At 52.8% G+C, this 17,297-nt stretch carries 14 protein-coding genes; 7 read left to right on the top strand and 7 right to left on the bottom strand.

The genetic code is table 11. The features are described 5' to 3' along the window. Positions 1-94: 94 nt before the first annotated feature. Positions 95-1,465 carry an MFS transporter gene (locus MTP37_RS03570; RefSeq protein ID WP_249238229.1) on the bottom strand — a complete coding sequence of 457 codons (1,371 nt, stop codon included), beginning with the start codon at positions 1,463-1,465 and terminating at the stop codon, positions 95-97. Between the two features lie 249 nt (positions 1,466-1,714). Here MTP37_RS03570 and MTP37_RS03575 point away from each other — a divergent pair, with 249 nt between their 5' ends. Continuing rightward, the gene (locus MTP37_RS03575) at positions 1,715-2,578 is read left to right on the top strand and encodes a helix-turn-helix domain-containing protein (RefSeq protein WP_005941554.1); all 864 of its coding nucleotides are present in this window, start codon (positions 1,715-1,717) and stop codon (positions 2,576-2,578) included. A gap of 862 nt (positions 2,579-3,440) precedes the next feature. Continuing rightward, positions 3,441-4,193, top strand: a complete 753-nt coding sequence (locus tag MTP37_RS03580; protein WP_249238230.1) for a DUF4866 domain-containing protein — start codon at positions 3,441-3,443, stop codon at positions 4,191-4,193. A gap of 113 nt (positions 4,194-4,306) precedes the next feature. Here MTP37_RS03580 and MTP37_RS03585 read toward each other — a convergent pair whose 3' ends face one another. Continuing rightward, complete coding sequence (locus tag MTP37_RS03585; RefSeq protein ID WP_097793325.1) at positions 4,307-5,641, bottom strand: threonine/serine exporter family protein; 1,335 nt, start codon at positions 5,639-5,641, stop codon at positions 4,307-4,309. Between the two features lie 161 nt (positions 5,642-5,802). On the opposite strand from MTP37_RS03585, the gene MTP37_RS03590 reads away from it, so the two are divergent. Continuing rightward, positions 5,803-6,063: a type II toxin-antitoxin system PemK/MazF family toxin gene (locus tag MTP37_RS03590; protein ID WP_437443601.1), complete on the top strand. Its 261-nt coding sequence runs from the start codon at positions 5,803-5,805 to the stop codon at positions 6,061-6,063. A gap of 558 nt (positions 6,064-6,621) precedes the next feature. Here the strand turns inward: MTP37_RS03590 and MTP37_RS03595 are convergent. From MTP37_RS03595 to MTP37_RS03615, 5 genes are read right to left on the bottom strand one after another with little or no spacing between them, the layout of a single operon-like run. Beyond that, the gene (locus MTP37_RS03595) at positions 6,622-8,451 is read right to left on the bottom strand and encodes an amylosucrase (protein WP_249238231.1); all 1,830 of its coding nucleotides are present in this window, start codon (positions 8,449-8,451) and stop codon (positions 6,622-6,624) included. A gap of 3 nt (positions 8,452-8,454) precedes the next feature. Then, positions 8,455-9,387, bottom strand: a complete 933-nt coding sequence (locus MTP37_RS03600) for a carbohydrate kinase family protein (protein WP_249238232.1) — start codon at positions 9,385-9,387, stop codon at positions 8,455-8,457. A gap of 43 nt (positions 9,388-9,430) precedes the next feature. Next, the gene (locus MTP37_RS03605) at positions 9,431-10,048 is read right to left on the bottom strand and encodes a hypothetical protein (RefSeq protein ID WP_249238233.1); all 618 of its coding nucleotides are present in this window, start codon (positions 10,046-10,048) and stop codon (positions 9,431-9,433) included. After that, complete coding sequence (locus MTP37_RS03610; protein ID WP_249238234.1) at positions 10,035-10,685, bottom strand: YesL family protein; 651 nt, start codon at positions 10,683-10,685, stop codon at positions 10,035-10,037. The genes MTP37_RS03605 and MTP37_RS03610 overlap by 14 nt, the downstream gene beginning before the upstream one ends. 17 nt (positions 10,686-10,702) lie before the next feature. After that, positions 10,703-11,758 (bottom strand): LacI family DNA-binding transcriptional regulator, encoded by a 1,056-nt coding sequence (locus MTP37_RS03615; RefSeq protein ID WP_249238235.1) that lies wholly within the window; start codon positions 11,756-11,758, stop codon positions 10,703-10,705. A 343-nt stretch (positions 11,759-12,101) separates the two neighbouring features. Here MTP37_RS03615 and MTP37_RS03620 point away from each other — a divergent pair, with 343 nt between their 5' ends. The 4 genes from MTP37_RS03620 (at position 12,102) to MTP37_RS03635 (ending at position 17,218) form a co-directional block, all read left to right on the top strand. Then, a complete protein-coding gene (locus MTP37_RS03620) occupies positions 12,102-13,049 on the top strand; it encodes an ABC transporter permease (RefSeq protein WP_005945026.1) in 948 nt (315 codons plus the stop codon). Further along, positions 13,033-13,968, top strand: coding sequence for a carbohydrate ABC transporter permease (locus MTP37_RS03625; RefSeq protein ID WP_396344057.1), 936 nt, complete (start codon positions 13,033-13,035; stop codon positions 13,966-13,968). The genes MTP37_RS03620 and MTP37_RS03625 overlap by 17 nt, the downstream gene beginning before the upstream one ends. A 76-nt stretch (positions 13,969-14,044) precedes the next feature. Beyond that, positions 14,045-15,718, top strand: coding sequence for an extracellular solute-binding protein (locus MTP37_RS03630; protein WP_249238236.1), 1,674 nt, complete (start codon positions 14,045-14,047; stop codon positions 15,716-15,718). A gap of 24 nt (positions 15,719-15,742) precedes the next feature. Next, positions 15,743-17,218, top strand: a complete 1,476-nt coding sequence (locus MTP37_RS03635) for a glycoside hydrolase family 32 protein (RefSeq protein ID WP_249238237.1) — start codon at positions 15,743-15,745, stop codon at positions 17,216-17,218. Positions 17,219-17,297 lie beyond the last annotated feature (79 nt).

The following is a 17,297-nucleotide window of genomic DNA, read 5'->3' on the forward strand; positions in this document are numbered from 1 at the left end:
TTATAATTTTATAATATTTCTCCAGCCTCCCCGGAGGAATCGCTGGATTCCTCCGGGGAACAGCAGATGAAGGAGAAATGATAATGGCTTGTTATCAGACTGCTTCACGCAGTTTTTCATTTGCTTCTTCGACCTTCATACGAGTGAGAATGAAGGTGATGATGGCATCCAGAGCAAACGGAATCACCAGATACATGATCTTCAGCATATTGATGCAGGAATCCGGCTGAACGGTCAGAGCGCTGTCAAAATGGCTTGCTGCCAGCAGCCAGCCGGTGATGGCAGTACCCAGACCGCCGCCCAGCTTCACACCGAGAGAAGTGCAGGAGTACATCGTGCCATCCACGCGCTTATGCTTCGTCAGCCAAGTATATTCAGAGCAAGCAGCAATCACAGCGTTCATATCGCCCTGCCAAGGACCCTGACCAAGAGCTGCGATTGCAGTAAAGAGCAGCATCAAGGTCACATTGCCGCTGCCCATGTAACCAGCTACAGCAACCAGTGCACGAGAAATCGTTGCCAGAGTATAGCTCATTACATTCAGCTTATACATTCCATTCCACTTTGCAACCAAGGTCGGGGTGAACACCAGTGCGATGATCAGAGGAATGTTGATTGCCCAAGAGAATACACCGAACAGATTCTGGTTGCCAAGGATGTAGGTTGCATAGTAGGTGCCCATGCTGATCATGGCACCGTAGATCTGCTGCAAAATGTAGGTGACGCAAATCATCATATAATATTTGTTACCAGCAAGCAGCTTTGCAGCCTGAACCAGATTGTACTTTTCGTCCTGCTCGATTTCCTTTTTGTCGGTGGTATCCTCCAATTCGCCTTCCGGCAGTTCCTTCACGGAGAAAACGGAGAGGGTGTTGACAAGCAGACCGATGATGGCGTAGATGATTGCAACAGTGCGCCAACCGGCAGCACCACCGCCCAATGCCGTAACAGCACCCAGCGTGATGGACTGGATGAGCAGGCTGGTGGCAAAGGCGAACATGAAACGCCAAGAACCCATCTCGACCTGTTCGGCACTGTTCTTCGTGACGAGAGCAGTCAGTGCAGAGTAAGCAATGTTGTTGGCAGTGTAGAATACAGCGTTCAGCAGAGTATATGCGATCAGGAACCATGCGTACTGTGCAAACTGTCCCAGATTGGTCGGGATGGCGAAAATTGCCACCAGCGTAATGGCACAGCCAATGTAGCCGTACAGCATCCAAGGACGGGCTTTGCCCATCTTAGAATGCGTTTTGTCAATCAAAGAACCAAAGAAAATGTCCGTCACACCGTCCAGCAGTTTGGAAACTGCAATCAGAGTGCCGACAATACCGGGGTTCAGGCCAACGGTGTTGGTCAGATAGATCATGACGAAGGAGGACAGGAATGCATACACCACGTTGCCTGCAATATCGCCTGAACCATAGCCGACTTTATTATACCACTTTAGATAACGTTTCTCAGTCATTGTGCTTTCTCCCATCTTGCTTGTTTTGTGTAGGCGCGACCAATCTGCTGCGCACTTCAGACTGGAATTCTCATTACGCAAGTTGCCCAAATCTCTTGCGTTTCGTCTGAAAATATTATAGAATCTAATGAGACGAAAAGATATAGACAAGATGGAACAAAATATGCACAAAATCAAAGAGTTTGTAATTTTTTGATAGAACATTTCTCAAATCACTGTAAAATCTCTGAAGATGAGGAGGACGCAGGGATGTATTTCAACTCAGGATATTTGAACAACTCCCGTTTGGATTTCAAAGACTACTCAAAGCCGCTGGTCGTAGGCAGTTGTGGCACTTATCGCTTGAAAAAACGCCCTAAGCTACCTACTTTTTGGGCAAAGGGTCGCAGAGACTATCAAATCCTCTATGTGGCATCTGGTAAAGCACACTTCTGGTTCGATGGTGTTGAGGAAGTGGTGACTTCTGGACACATGGTGCTTTATCAGCCGAAAGAAATCCAGAAGTATGTCTACTATGTAGAAGATCATCCAGAGGTGTTCTGGATTCACTTTACAGGATATGATGTCAAAAACATCCTGAACTATCACGGAATACCCTTGGACAAGCACGTTTTTTACAGCGGCACACTGCCGGATTACAAAATGCTGTTCCGAAAGATCATCCGGGAACTGCAACAATGTGAATATGGCTATGAAGACTATATTGCTTCTCTCTTCAACATCATTCTGCTTTTAGTAAGCAGGCAACAGCAGGAAAGCGAGAAAACAACTACAAGCATCCCCGAAGAAATCGAAGCCGCCGTTGCCTACTTTAACGAGAATTATAATACAAAGGTCAGTGTGGACGATTACGCAGAATCGCTGCATATCAGTACGAACTGGTTTATCCGTAATTTTAAGCTGTACATGAAAATAAGCCCTGCACAATACATCTTGTCCCTTCGGATGGTAAATGCACAAAGCTTATTGGAGAACACCGAATACAATATTGGAGAAATTGCAGAGATCGTAGGGTATGATAACCCACTCTATTTTAGCCGGGTATTCAAGAAAGAGTATGGTGTCAGTCCGGCACAGTACCGAAAGAATCTGGAAGAATCTACTGAAAAATAAGAAAGATTCCTTATAAATAAGGAGAGTAGAACCATGCCGATAAAAAATGCGATCCACAGCCAACAAGTCTACGACCCAACGGATGAATCCATCATGGCAGAGCAGGAACTTTGCATGGAGCGGCTGTAATCGTGATGTGCGTGATGCTTTCCTCTGTATAAGATTTGTAGAGCCAGGAAGATCCATATGGCATCTTTTCCAGACCGATTTCACAGAGATAATGCTGCTCTTCTGAGATGTGTTTCTTTTTTTTCATACATTCTTTCGCTTGTATAATGCCGGGTAGATGTTCTTCGACGGGGCTTCTTCTAAGAAAAATCACTCGTGAAGATTGAAACGGGAGTTTTACGGTACGCAGTGCCTGCAAACCTGCTAACGAGTGTCAATAGCCTGAACAAAAAATTATCAAAAATTTATTGCCGGGTGCAGTTAAGCATCCGGCAACTTTAATAAGCCGACAGCACAGCTTGTCAGCTGAAAATCATCGTAATGGTTCATCAGAAATCATCAACAGGCATCAGAAGATGGCTGGGACCGTAGAAATTCAGTAACACGAGCGTAATAGACTCGCAGGAACTTCGCACTTCCTGCGACGGTATACTCCCCATTCTAAAGCCCACAACTCTGTGGGGCACAAAAGCGATACGCTTGCACTCGCAAACGGCATTCAGGCTTTTTACAAGCCTGCGTGATCAGCATTTCCCTCGTGCAATTTCATGATTGCAGCGTCCATCGTACGGGCACTTGGAAAATGTGTAAAAAGTGTTCTGCATATAGCAGCAATATGAAAGCAGTATTTCACAGCGGGGCATTATGAATCTATAATAGGTAGTTGGAAATAAACAGAAAGAGGGTCTTTTTGATGGCAACGATATTTCCAAGAGAAGAAAAGGCAGAGGCACTGTTCGGGGAGATCCTGAAAAATCCAGAAGCCTGCCACCGCCTGATGGATACCTTCAACGACTCGCTGGACATGGCAGACGTACTGGATGCGCCGGCCGTGAGTGCACAGCAGTTTGCCGCAGCGCTGTTCAACGCCTACGAGAACAAGGATCTGTCTGCCTTTCTGATGGCGATCTGCCAGCACAGTATGTTTGACCTGCTACGGAACGCTGCCCTGATCCCGTTCAAATTCAACGCGGATGGTCAGCCGAACCCGGTGATCCTGACGGATGATGCCGGCGTTCTTTTGCCGAACAACAAATTTGACGTGAGCAGCAAAGTATACGACCGGTTCATCCGGGTGTTCCAGAAGCAGGAAAAGGTAAAAATGTACCTTGCCAGCGGCTACTGCAAGTATCACGGCTACGACGAAGGCTCGATGGATGTGGTGGAGTACCACTACAACCAGCATTTGGGGCTGCTGCTGATCTACGAACTGCCGGACACCGTGAAGCAGAAGGTAACGGAAGCGGAGGCCTACTCCACCGTCTGGGATATCCAGATGAAGCTGCAGCACGCACTGCCCCGTTCCGTGGTCTACTATGGACAGGATACGCTCAAGGACGGCGGAACCCGCTACGATGAACTTGGCGTTTTTCTGCCGCTGGAACACTTTGCCGACCGGCTGGAACGCCATGTGGAAACTGCTACCAAGATCGTTTACGGCGAGTAAACGCCCTGTAAACGAACTCCCTTTATAAGCGCATCACAGCAAAACAAAACGCAGCGAACCGTTAAAAGATTCGCTGCGTTTTGCCTTATATGGGAGAATGGAAATGCTGCACATCAGGTGCAATAACGGAAAGTCTTGTCAGTGACAATACGGGCGAAGATCAGCCCTAACGGCAGTGCCACGATGATGAGAATGGCATCTGCAAACCATGTGGCGGAGTCCATCAGAGACAGGATGCCCAGATTATAGATGGCACGGTAGAAATACAGTCCCGGTACCATGATAACGATGGACGGCACGGTGACGGAGATGCGGGGATAACCGACGGCGCTCTTCAGGCAGGAGGCCAGCAATCCGGACAGCAGTGCGCCCAGAAACGCTGCAATAGCGGGCGGAAAGCCCGCAAGGCTCACCAGCTCCAGCCGGAACGTGTTCGTTACCGCACCGATAAGGGCGGCGCAGACTGCCAGGTTCCGGGGACTGTTGAACATGAGCGAAAAGCCGAACACACCGCCAAAACTTGCCAGCAGCCGGAACACGATCTCTTCCGGGAGTGTCAGGCTCAGGGCAGGGAACTGCACCGGCTGCAAATGCAGCAGCAGTGCCATGATCCAAGCCGTCATGGTTGCCACCAGAATGATGAGGACGGCGTAGGCCAGACGTTCCAGCCCGGAGCGCATATCCAGCTTGGCAAGGTCGATGCCGCTGGTAATGAACGGAAAGCCCGGAATGATGAAGAGCATGGAGCAGATATACCCCGCCTCGTGCTGCGCCGATACGGCAAACAGCACCTCTGCCAGCTTCAGCAGGATGGCATACACGAGGCTTGCTGAACAGACCGACGCCGTAATGCCCAGAAACAGGGTGAAATGGTGCTTTGTCAGCTTGCACCGTACAAAGTTGCCGATGCCTGCACCGCAGAAGGCACACAGCATTTCCACAATGCCGCCGCCAAGCAGAAAGGTGAAGCAGCCACAGGCCAGTGCAGCTGCAAAGCCCAGTGCGATGGGCGAATACAAGCCGTGGATGCGCTCGATCTCATCGAGGTGGCTGTGCAGTTCTTCGCCGGTCATAAATTTCCCTTCCCGGTCGAAGTCGTTGACGAAATGCTCCAGCCGGTTCAGCCGGGAGGTATTCACGCCCGTGTTTGTCAGACAGAGTGACTGGGTATAACACTGGTCACCGTCAAAGCAGGTGAACTCAATGGACAACAGGCCGATGTCCGCTGTTGTTGTGACTCCCAGCTCCCGCGAAAGGGTGTTCATGGAGCTTCGGACACGCCATGCGCCGGTGCCGCATTCCAGCAGCATCAGCCCGGTGCGTCCAATGACGGAGGCTTTTTCCACAAGCCCCGCCTCGGTAATGGGGACGCCCTTGCTGGCCGACGCATAGTCGTGCCAGTAGACTTCCATGTGATTTTTGATGATCTCACTTTGCCGTTGTCCCATATCGGAACGCCTCCTTTGTGATATGGGAATATTGCAGCCGTTTCAAGACTGCGGTGCTATTATAAGGGAAATTGCAGGGCGGGTAAAACGTATCTTGGATATGCCGGCAATGTTCGTTTGGTATTTCAAAGAAGAAAATACGTTGCATTTTTGGCGGCTCTGTGGCACGGTTGAAGGTATCGGTGGACAGCCGGTATGCAGACATGGAGCCGCATATCGGCTCGGAACAGGGCGGAAAACGTCCTGTGGTGGTTCTGCAGAACAACATTGGAAACCGTTATTCGCCTACATTGATCGTAGCAACCGTTACAACCCGGACGGAAAAGAAGAAAAACCAGCCCACCCATGTGCTGGTGGATTCCAACCCGGCTTTTGAAGAACCGTCCATGATTCTTCTTGGAACAGATTTTTACGATCGATAAATCCCGCATTCACCACATCAACTGGCCATTTTGACCAGTTGATATTGGGTGTGCCGTTCTCCCCACATGGTTTTCCTGCCCCCCCTAGGCGGCGTTTTCCGGCTCTCCCACTTGGGGGTCATCGCCGTGTATCCCATGCAGACGGTCATGCGGTTTTCAAGGTTCAACGGGCAAAAACGGCAACAAAAAAGCCGTCACAAAACAGACCAGCCCTGCCTTCACTTTTTCTGGAAGGTCATGCTAGTCGGTTATGTAACGGCTGAAAGCCAAGATGTTCAGCCCCGCAGGGTCTGAACGAATATGTAAAAATATGTTATATTCAATTGTTGGGATAGATTACCACAAAAGTCGAGCCGTGTCAACGTGAACTTGTTGGGGCAAGGCCCCTCCATCTTGCTGCGCAAGACCGTTCTGTCGCTTAAAAGCCCCACTGGGGCTTTCATTGCTGCGCTACGCTTCGCAAACGCGAACTTTTGAGAATACGTCACTTTCGGCAGAGTGCAAGAAAACGCAATGAAAGCTTTGGCAAAAAGAGAGAACCAGGTGGGATCGTTTTGCTTATTTGTTTTTTACCAGCAGTGCCTGATACGGCTCCAATTCCACATCCGCCAACCAGACCGGCTTGCCATCGGCGGTCTTATACTTGCCGCCCAGAGCGTCCAGACTGGCCCCTGCCGGGTACTCGGTAAAGTTGAACAGTCCCACCAGCGTTTCCTCGCCGCGCTTGCGTACCAGCGCCAGCACACCGGGGTTGTGGCTGTCCCATGTGGTCACCCATGCATCCGGGGCAAAGCAGGGGTCTGCACGCATTTGGCGCAGCTGCTCCATGCCCTGCCACAACTTGTTTTGCAGCGTGCCCTTCCGGGTGCGCTGCTTTGCGTCCTCCCAGTTGAATTTGCTGCGGTGCAGATTGCGGCTGTCCTCCACACGGTCAGGGTCGTTTTTGTAATCCCAGCCGTTGAGTTGTGCGATCTCATCGCCGCAGTTCAGCATGGGGAAACCCTGCAAAAACGCCATAGCAGTGTGCAGCAGCAGGTCACGCTTTACGGCGTAGTCCAGTGCGGTTTTATCGTCCTTTTCCAGTGCCTGCTCGATACCGCACAGGCTGGCGGTGGTACCGCAGCTGCGGGCATCGCCGGTGGCGGGGTCGTAGTTGTACAGTTCGCCTTTTGCCCAGCTGCCGGGGAAATTGCCCTCATAGAAATGGTACAGATATTCTTTATGTTTCTGCGGGTCAATGCCGAGTCGCTTCTCCACGGCTTCATCCAGACCCCAGCCGATGTCATCGTGGCAGCGCAGATAGTTCACGAACCAGCAGTTGTCCGGCAGGGCGTGCAGGGCATCCAGCTGCGCCTTCAGCAGCCGGGTGTCCCGGCTGGCAAGGGCACCCCACAGGTTGACCATGGTGGACACGTTGTAGAGCATGTGGCATTCCGGCTTTTCCGGGGTACCGAAGTACGCCGCCAGCTCCTTGGGAGCCATGACCACCTCGCCCTTGAGGATGACCGCCGGGCAGACGCATTCCAGCACCATGCGGAGCATCCGCACGATGGTGTGTACCTGCGGCAGGTTGCGGCAGGTGGTGCCCAGCTGCTTCCAGATGTAGGGCACGGCATCAATGCGGAACACTTCCACACCGAGATTTGCCAGATGCAGAATGCTCTTGGTCATGTCCACGAACACTGCCGGGTTGGCATAGTTCAGGTCCCACTGGTAGTCGTGGAAGGTGGTCAGCACCCACTTGTGCATCTCCTCGCACCATGTAAAGTTGCCGGGTGCGGTGTTGGGGAACACCTGCGGCACGGTCTGCTCGTACTGGTCGGGGATGGTGCGGTCCTCGTAGAGGTGGTAATAGGCCTGAAACCACGGGTCGCCTGCCTTTGCCGCCATCGCCCAGCGGTGGGTGCTGGCGGTGTGGTTCATGACAAAATCCAGACACAGGCTGATGCCGGCTTTCCGCAGCTCCCGGGTCAGGTTTTCCAGATCCTTGTTGGTGCCGAGTGCCGGGTCTACGGTATCGAAATCCTCCACCGCATAGCCGCCATCGTTGTGAGGGTGAGGCATCTGCAGCAGGGGCATCAGGTGCAGATAGGTCAGCTTCTGCTCCTTGAGGTAGGGCAGTTTCTTTGCCAGTTCTTTCAGATTTCCGGCAAAGAGGTCGGTGTACATGGTCATGCCGAACATATTGCCACGCTTGTACCACTCCGGGTCGGCAGTGCGTGCCTTGTCCAGTGCTTTCAGCTCAGCACTGCGGGCGTTGTAGGCTTCTGCCATCTCCCGCTCCAGAACCTCCAGCCCTTCCCGGTTGTGGTACAGTTCCATGAACAGCCATTCCAGTTCGTCCTTGTGCTTGGCGAATCGGGACTCAAATTCCTGTTTTGCTGCCATGATTCAGCCCTCCACTTCTGCAAGGGTGGGCATGGCAGGGATGGCACCATGCCGGCTGGTGGTGATGCTTGCTGCCTTGTTGGCAAAAGCCAGAATGCTTTCCAGCTTGTCCACCGTCAGGGTGTCCAGCTCCTCCTTGCAGAGCTTGGACAGGGCAGCCCCAAAGAAGGTATCGCCTGCGCCGTTGGTGTCGCCCACCTTGCAGGGAACGCCCGCCACATGGCCGGTCTTGTCCCCAAAGCGGTAGAATACGCCGTTTGCACCCAAGGTGACGAAGATCAGCCGGATGCCGTTCTGGGCAAGCTGTGCTGTGCCGCTTTCGCAGTCGGTGGTACCGGTGAGCAGAGGCAGTTCTTCATCGGACACTTTCAGAATATCCACCAGCGGCAGAGGAGCTTTCATCTGAGCAATAGCGTCCTCTTTGTTCTTCCAGAGGTTTGCACGGTAATTGGGGTCGTAGGTGATGGTAGCACCCAGCTTTTTGGCACGGGCAGCAGCGTCCAGCGTGGCAGTGCGGGAGGGGTCAGCGGTCAGGCTGACAGAGCCGAAGTGCACGATTTTGGCAGCCTTCAGAGCCTCGTCCGAAATGTCCTCTTTGCTCAGCATCACATCGGCGTTAGCGCTGCGGTAGAAGCTGAAATCCCGCTCACCGGTGGCATCCACCGAGACCACCGCCATGGTGGTGGGGTGGTCTGCATCCACCGCCATGCCGGAAACATCCACCTTGTTTTCTGCCAGAACCTCTTTCAGGTAGCGGCCAAAAGCATCTGCACCCACCTTGCCGATAAAGGCAGTCTGTGCGCCCAGCCGGGCGGCTGCCACCGCCAGATTGGCCGGAGCACCGCCGGGATTTGCGGCAAACTGAGGAATGCCGCGCTCATCCTTGCCGGTCTGAGTCAGGTCGATCAAAACTTCACCAATCGTTAAAATGTCCATGGTTGCTCTCCTTATTTTTATCCTATAAGTTAAAACCCAACGGTCACCGCTGGAACAGATAATGAATGTAAGCGGCTGCACGCTCCGGGTGCGGTGCATTCTGCACCACCCCAAGATAGACCTTGCCAGAAAAACCTGCCTGCCTGACAAACGGCGTGTCCGAAATATCCAGCACGGTCCCACCGGCGTTCAAACCCGACAATTCATGGAAAGACGCATCCAGTGTCCGCAGATCGAGAAAATAATCATCTGCCAACAGTCGATCCCGTGCATATTCGTCCATCAGAACAACATCTAACCGCTGGGCACTGACTGCACCCAGCAGCTTCATCTCCGAAGCATATACATACTGCTCCTCTGCGCTTTCGCTTTCGCTGAGCAGCAAGCCGGACAGCAGATCGACCTGTTGCTTTTTGGTCAGACCCTGCGCCTCGGCAAAGCCGGTGGTAAGCTGTTCCGTCAGATCAGACCCGGCAGTGATATTTACCAGACCAAGGTAAAGCACATCCTCTTTTTTCGTCACATGACGGTAGGCTGCATACCCGAGGATATAGACGATGATGAGCACGATCGCAATGGGCAGCTTGTAATATGCCCAGATGTGCTCCCACTTTTTGCGCCCATGGAGGGAGCGGAGCGTATCCCGGTCAGTTTTTGTCATGGTCGGATTCCTCGTGTACTGCATCAGGGTCTCCACCGATCACATAGAGGATCCGAAGCATCAGAAAGGAGCAGAGCATAGCGCAGAAGCCCATGCCCAGCAGGAATGCAGGCGTGAACACAAACACTATGACGTACCCCATGATACCATAGATCGCCGCCATCAGCAGGGTGCAAAACAGATACCGGACACCCACGAGAAACGCTGTTTTCAGGATGCCGAAAGTGGTGTTTTCAAACCGTGCCAGCAGAGGAAAGGCATACAGCAGAACGATGCCGTACAGAATTGCCGCACCAATAAGCACTGCAGTGAGCAGCGTCCAGAAAATGTTTTCGCTCCACATTCGGCGCAGCACAAAGCCATCCGCAGCCAGAAAACTGCCGACTGCCAGCAGGATCAGCCAGAGTTTTGTGGCGGGCTTAAAATTTTCCCGGAACGCCTTAAAAAACATCCGGGTCAGACCATCGTCCCGATCTTCCGCCATTTTGAGCGTGACGTAGAACAATGCGGTCGTAGAAGCCCCTATGGTAACGATGGGCAGGCTGCACACGAGCCATAAGATGTTCAGGTAAGCACTGTAAGTCAATTTCGTCAGTACAGCAAACAGCGGCTTGTCCGTGTTGCACAGGTCACGCATGGGGGTTCTCCTTTCGCTCAATCTCCTGTGGATTCGCGCAGGATCAGGTTGGTTTCCGTATAGACGGTGCGATAGTTCAGCGATGGCTCTTCGATGCGGGTCATAAGCAGATTGGCAGCGGTGTAGCCCATGATCTGTCCATGGATATGGATCGAAGTCAGATGGGGGGCAAAGTAGGAAGCCTCCTGACTGTCATCGAAGCCGCAGACCCAGATATCATCGGGAACCGAATACCCCAGCTCATTCAATGCCTTGACCAGATCCATGGCAACAAAGTCATTGGCGCAGACAAAGGCATCCGGCATCGTTTTGAACCGACGTATGGTTTCGTACAGGGATACCGGATAGTTCTGCTGTCCAGATGGCATCGCACAGGTGCTCAGGCCTTCTGTCAGACCAAAGTACTCCACTGCATCCTTATAAGCCATATAACGCTCAAAGAAGGACTGACAGTGGTTTTTATCCCCCGCAAAGCTGATGCGTTTTTTGCCGTGCTGGACCATGTGGGTCACTGCATTCTGGATCTCAATGCGGTTTTCCATATAAAGGCGGTCGGCTTTAAGGGGAGGACGCATATCCATCACAGGGGTGTCTACAAACAGCAGCGGAACATCCAGATCGCACAGCATCTGTGCGTAGTCATAGTCGAATACTTCAATGCAGATGATGCCGGCTGTGCACTGGATGTTGAGAGAAGATGGAAGTTTTTTCTCTTTCAGCTCTATGGGAGAAATGCGATGAATGGTCATGCCGCTGTGCAGATGGTCGATTTCCGACTGGAAACGATCCAGCATCATGGAGGAAAAGTGAGAGCTGTTCAGAAACCGGGTCGTCAGCATGGCGATCTCCCGTTTGTCACTTGGCAGAATGGAAAGCTTTGCTGTTTTTGCAGCGTCTTCCTGAAACAGCGGCAGATAGGCAAACTGCTTATAGCCCATTTCGGCGGCTTTGCGCAGGATCTTCTCCCGTGTGGCATCTGCCAGCACACCGGTGTTGTTGATGGCCTTTGAAACTGTGTTGCGGGAAAGCTGCAGTTCGTTTGCAATATCCTGAATGGTGACTTTGGTTGCCATAAGTCATCCTCTTTCTTTATAATATAGGAGCGGATGCTTTTTCTTTTATAGATAAAGTCTGGTGACGGATCTTATTCTTTGCGACTCCAGTATAGTGCAAATGCACAAATTAGTCAAATGCAAAAATGCAAATCATCATTTTGCATATTTGCGCACTTTTGAATTTGTGCATCTGTACAAATCCACAATAATTTTTGATGTATACCATGAATTATCGTTGACATTCGCTTTCTTGAGTGGTATAAATGAATTACAGAAGTTTACATTTGCACAATAGAAGCGAGAAAATGTAAAATTCAAAGGTGCAAATGTAAAACACAAATCAAAAGGAGGAGAATGATTCATGAAAGCAAAGACGGCCTCGCCGGAAACGGCTGTGCTGACAGCAGAACGCAAGCTGCACAACACATGGGTCTACATCAAACGGCATTGGCAGCTTTACCTGTTGTTCCTGCTGCCTGCCGTGGCGCTGACGCTGGTGTTCAAGTACGCTCCTATGGGCGGTGTGCTGATCGCGTTCCAGAAGTACAATCCCTTCAAGGGCATCTGGGGCAGCGAGTGGGTAGGCTTCAAAAACTTTACCCGCTTCATGTCCTCGCCGGACTTCCAGCGTTATCTGATCAACACCCTGAAGCTGAGCGTCTACGGTCTGCTGTGGGGCTTCCCGATCCCCATCCTGCTGGCATTCCTGCTCAACCGTATCGAGAGCAAGAAGATCAAGCAGAAGGTGCAGCTGGTGCTGTATATGCCCAACTTCATCTCGGTCATCGTGCTGTGCGGTATCGTCCGAGTGCTGCTGAGTGTCACCGGTCCGGTGAACGGCCTGCTTCACACCAGCATCAACTTCATGACGCTGCCGGAAGCATTCCGCCCCATCTACATTATCAGCGGCATCTGGCAGGGTGCCGGCTGGGCATCCATCATGTACACCGCATCCCTTTCTAACGCCAGCAAAGATCTGAAGGAAGCTGCGATGATCGACGGCGCAAACCTGATCCAGCAGATCATGACGGTGGAGTGGCCCGCCATTAAGGATATGGTCGTTATTCAGTTCATCCTGCAGGCAGGCAACATCATGAGCATCGGTTTTGAAAAAGCCTATGCCCTGCAAACTGACCTGAACCTGAACACTGCCGAGATCATTGCAACGTACGTTTATAAAAAGGGCCTGTTGGACGGCGATTACAGCTTTTCCACGGCAGTCGGTCTGTTCAACACCGTTGTCAACGTCATCCTGCTGATCGCAGTGAACAAGATCGTTGCCAAAATGAACGATGGCAAGGGCTTGTAAGGAGGGGTTTACCATGGCAAAACAGAAAAAATCAAAAATGGCCCTCTACACCAGACAAGATAAGATCATCCTGTACTGCGGCTACGCACTTCTGGGCTTGTTCCTGCTGGCGATCATCGTTCCGATGATCTACATCGTCATCGCGTCCTTTATGGACCCGGTCACGCTGCAAAACAAGGGCATCTCCTTTGATTTCAGCAAGTGGAGTCTGGATGCTTACCAGCGTGTCGTTTCGGACAAGCAGATCTGGGTCGGCTTCAGGAACGCAGTGCTTTACTCGATCATCTTCACCATCATCTCGGTAGCTGTGACGATGCTTGCCGCTTATCCCATGTCGCTGCCGGACTTCAAAGGCAAAGGGATCTTCAACACCTTGTTTGTGATCACGATGTTTTTCAGCGGCGGTCTGATCCCCACCTACCTGCTCATCAACAATCTGGGTCTGCTGGATTCCATGTGGGCGGTCATTCTGCCGGGAGCATTCAGCGTGTGGAACATGATCATTGCCCGTACCTATTATCAAGGCGTCCCGCGTGAGCTGCGCGAAGCTGCGGATGTGGATGGAGCCAGCGAGATGCTTTACTTCTTCAAGATCCTGCTGCCCGTCTGTATGCCAGTGGTGGCAGTTCTGGCCCTGTGGCAGTTCGTGGCCATGTGGAACAGCTACTTTGACGCCATGATCTACCTGAACAGCGCATCGAAGCAGCCGCTGCAGCTGGTGCTGCGTTCCATCCTGATCCAGAGCCAGCCGGAATCCGGCATGATCGCAGATATCCAGAGCACTGCCGAACGTGCCAAGATGGCAGAGCTGCTCAAATATGCAACCATTATTATTTCCAGTCTGCCGCTGCTGGTGATGTATCCCTTCTTCCAGAAGTACTTTGATGCCGGCATCATGGCTGGTTCCATTAAGGGCTGAGGATATTCCAGAATTTTATAAGCAGGTACGCTCATCTGTTACACGAAAAAAGAAACACGAAAAAGGAGAAAATACCATGAAAAAGCTGATCTCTCGCCGCAACTTCCTCAAGGTCTGCGCTCTGGCGGGCTCTGCCGCTGCTCTGTCTGCCTGTGGCGGTGGCAAATCCACCGGCAGCGGTGATTCTGCTGCCGCAGATGTGGACGTGACCGGTGCCGTTACATTTCCGCTGTCCGAAAAGGTCACCTTTACCGGTATGACCAGTTTCCCTGTGGGCAGCGAACCCGAGCCGAACAACCGCACCATCTTCAAGCGTCTGGAAGAGCAGACCAATGTGCACATCGACTGGACCGCCATCCAGTCCGACCAGTGGAGCGATAAGATCACCCTGAATATGTCCAACCCCAACACCCTGACGGATTTTGTCTTTACTGCTGATTTTACCGACAGCAATCTGCTGCGCTACGCAGATCAGGGTGTCATCCTCAATCTGGAAGACTACATTGACAACAATATGCCTTATCTCCAGAAGGTCTTTGAGCAGTACCCGGAGTACCGCACCATGTGCACCGACAGCGATGGCCACATCTGGGCACTGCCCTGGATCGAGCAGCTCGGCTCAGAAAAGACCGCCATCCAGACCATTGGCAACATGAGCTTCATCAATACCAAGTGGCTGAACTTCCTCGGTCTGTCGATGCCCACCACGGTGGACGAGTTTGAGCAGGTGCTGATTGCATTCCGTGATAACGCCGCTTCTATCAAGGCAGAGTATGGCATTGACGGCGACATCATCCCCATGTCCTGCATCGTCAACAACGGCGATCAGGACCCCAGCATCCTCATCAATGGCTTTGGCGAAGGCTACGGCGATGCAGACAAAGACCGCCATATTGCCGTTACCAACGACCGGAAAGTCATCTGTGCCGCCACCCAGCAGGGCTACCGTGATGGTCTGGACTGGCTGCACAAGCTGTATGCCGAGAAGCTCATCGACCCGGAGTGCTTCACGCAGGAGTGGTCCACCTATGTTTCCAAGGGCAAGGCTGGCCGCTATGGTGTCTGCTTCAGCTGGGATGTTGCCAACATTGACAACCTGACCGACTGGGAGCCGCTGCCTGCCCTGACCGCCGATACCCGCAATATCACTCCGCAGAACGGCTCTTTCACCAGCGGCTTTGCCCGCGGCAGATGCGTTGTCACCGCAAAGGCGGATAACCCTGCACTGGTTTGCGCATGGCTGGATCAGATGTACGCACCCCTCCAGTCTCCGCAGAACAACTGGGGTACTTACGGCGATGCGGAAGGCTTTAACATCTTTGAACTGTCCACCAACGATAAGGGCGAGCCCATGCTGAAGCACGCTCCTCTGGGCGATGCTTCTCCCGTGGAAGTCCGTGAAGCGCAGTGTGTCAGTGGACCTCTGGCGGTTCTGGATGATTACTATGGTGTATACGTTACCTGCCCGGACGATGCACAGTACCGTCTGGACTGGATCAAGGAGATCTACACCCCGGATATGAACAACGATTATGTCTATCCCAATGTCTTTATGAGCAGCGAGGACACCGAGCAGGTCTCTAACCTGCAGGCAGATCTGCAGACCTACATGAATACGCAGAAGGCCAACTGGATCATGAACGGCACGAAGGATGCAGAGTGGAACGAATATCTGAGCAAGCTGGAAGACTACGGCCTGTCCGACTATCTGGGCATTATGCAGAAATATCTGGATGCTTACTACGCATAAGAATTCTTTCCTTTGGAGGATTCCATGAACGATTTGACTTTACAAAAAGCCCGTGCCTATGAGGCCGAGCACGGCGCAGCGATCTCCCCGGAGGAACGCCCTGCTTACCACATGACTCCTTATGTGGGCTGGCTGAACGATCCCAACGGTTTCTCTTATTATAAAGGGAAGTATCACCAGTTCTATCAGTATAACCCCTACGATGTGCGGTGGGCGCCCATGCACTGGGGTCACGCGGTCAGCACCGACCTGCTGCACTGGGAGTATCTGCCCTGTGCACTGGCCCCGGATTCCCCGGTGGACAACGGCCCCGGCTGCTTCTCCGGTTCTGCCACCGAGATGGACGATGGCAAACAGCTGCTGATGTACACCAGCGTGATTGCAGAAAAGCAGCCCAATGGGGAGATGCGGGATATCCAGACCCAGAGCATTGCCATCGGTGACGGACTGAACTACGAAAAGCCTGCCTGCAACCCGGTGCTGACCCAGAAAGACCTGCCGGAAGGCTTCAGCAAGTTCGACTTCCGGGACCCCAAGATCTGGCGTGAGGCCGACGGCACCTACTCCGCCGTCACCGTCTGCCTGGCCGAGGACGGCAGCGGCGCAGCAGCACTGTTCCAGAGCAAGGACGGCTTCGACTGGCACTTTGTCACGGTGCTGGAACGCTGCAACAATCAGTACGGCAAAATGTGGGAGTGCCCGGACTTCTTTCCGCTGGACGGCAAGCAGATCTTGATGCTCGGCCCCATGGAGATGCTGCCCAAGGGCGAGTTCCACAACGGTCACAACGTGATTGCCTTCATCGGCAGTTACGACCAAGCCACCCACACCTTCACCAAGGAAAATGTGCAGCTGATGGATGGCGGCATCGACTTCTACGCCACCCAGACCACCCTTGCCCCGGATGGCCGCCGGCTCATGACCGCATGGCTGCAGACCTGGTCGGACACCGAGGATAAGCCCAAGGGCTGCAAGTGGTTCGGGCAGACCATCTGCCCCCGCGAGCTGCACATCAAGGACGGGCGCATTCTTCAGGCCCCGGTGCGGGAGCTGGATGCCGTCCACGGCAAGCGCACTTTCTACGAAAATGTGACGGTGCAAGGCGAAACTTCTCTGGAAGGCATCAAGGGCCGTGTGGCCGACCTGACCGTCACGGTACAGCCCGGCGAATACCGCTCCTTTACCCTGAAGCTGGCCGCCGATGCAGACCATCACACCAGCCTGACCTACGATCCCTACACTTCCGAGCTGACGCTGGATCGCAGCTATGCCGGTTCCCGTGCCGACATTGTACACCGCCGCAGCTGCAAGGTACGCAGCCAGAACGGTGCGCTCAAGCTCCGCATCCTGCTGGACAAAAACAGCGTGGAGGTCTTTGTCAACGACGGTGAGCAGACCATGACCGCATGGATCTACACCCCCCAGTCTGCCGATGGCATCACCTTTGCTGCCGATGGCAAAGCAACTGTTACGGTGGAACAGTTTGAACTGAATCTGTAACCTGATATTCCCTTCATTTCTCCTTCATTGAATACAGCCCCGCTTTGGCTTCTCCTTCGCCAAAGCGGGGCTGTGTTTG

The sequence above is a fragment of the Faecalibacterium sp. HTF-F genome (assembly GCF_023347535.1).
GTDB classification, from domain to species: Bacteria; Bacillota; Clostridia; order Oscillospirales; family Ruminococcaceae; genus Faecalibacterium; species Faecalibacterium wellingii.

What these genes read in the sequence shown, in the direction of transcription:
- MTP37_RS03570 (WP_249238229.1), bottom strand. Translation starts at nt 1,465, where the DNA reads ATGACTGAGAAACGTTATCTAAAGTGGTATAATAAAGTCGGCTATGGT.
- MTP37_RS03575 (WP_005941554.1), top strand. Translation starts at nt 1,715, where the DNA reads ATGTATTTCAACTCAGGATATTTGAACAACTCCCGTTTGGATTTCAAA.
- MTP37_RS03580 (WP_249238230.1), top strand. Translation starts at nt 3,441, where the DNA reads ATGGCAACGATATTTCCAAGAGAAGAAAAGGCAGAGGCACTGTTCGGG.
- MTP37_RS03585 (WP_097793325.1), bottom strand. Translation starts at nt 5,641, where the DNA reads ATGGGACAACGGCAAAGTGAGATCATCAAAAATCACATGGAAGTCTAC.
- MTP37_RS03595 (WP_249238231.1), bottom strand. Translation starts at nt 8,451, where the DNA reads ATGGCAGCAAAACAGGAATTTGAGTCCCGATTCGCCAAGCACAAGGAC.
- MTP37_RS03600 (WP_249238232.1), bottom strand. Translation starts at nt 9,387, where the DNA reads ATGGACATTTTAACGATTGGTGAAGTTTTGATCGACCTGACTCAGACC.
- MTP37_RS03605 (WP_249238233.1), bottom strand. Translation starts at nt 10,048, where the DNA reads ATGACAAAAACTGACCGGGATACGCTCCGCTCCCTCCATGGGCGCAAA.
- MTP37_RS03610 (WP_249238234.1), bottom strand. Translation starts at nt 10,685, where the DNA reads ATGCGTGACCTGTGCAACACGGACAAGCCGCTGTTTGCTGTACTGACG.
- MTP37_RS03615 (WP_249238235.1), bottom strand. Translation starts at nt 11,758, where the DNA reads ATGGCAACCAAAGTCACCATTCAGGATATTGCAAACGAACTGCAGCTT.
- MTP37_RS03620 (WP_005945026.1), top strand. Translation starts at nt 12,102, where the DNA reads ATGAAAGCAAAGACGGCCTCGCCGGAAACGGCTGTGCTGACAGCAGAA.
- MTP37_RS03625 (WP_396344057.1), top strand. Translation starts at nt 13,033, where the DNA reads ATGGCAAGGGCTTGTAAGGAGGGGTTTACCATGGCAAAACAGAAAAAA.
- MTP37_RS03630 (WP_249238236.1), top strand. Translation starts at nt 14,045, where the DNA reads ATGAAAAAGCTGATCTCTCGCCGCAACTTCCTCAAGGTCTGCGCTCTG.
- MTP37_RS03635 (WP_249238237.1), top strand. Translation starts at nt 15,743, where the DNA reads ATGAACGATTTGACTTTACAAAAAGCCCGTGCCTATGAGGCCGAGCAC.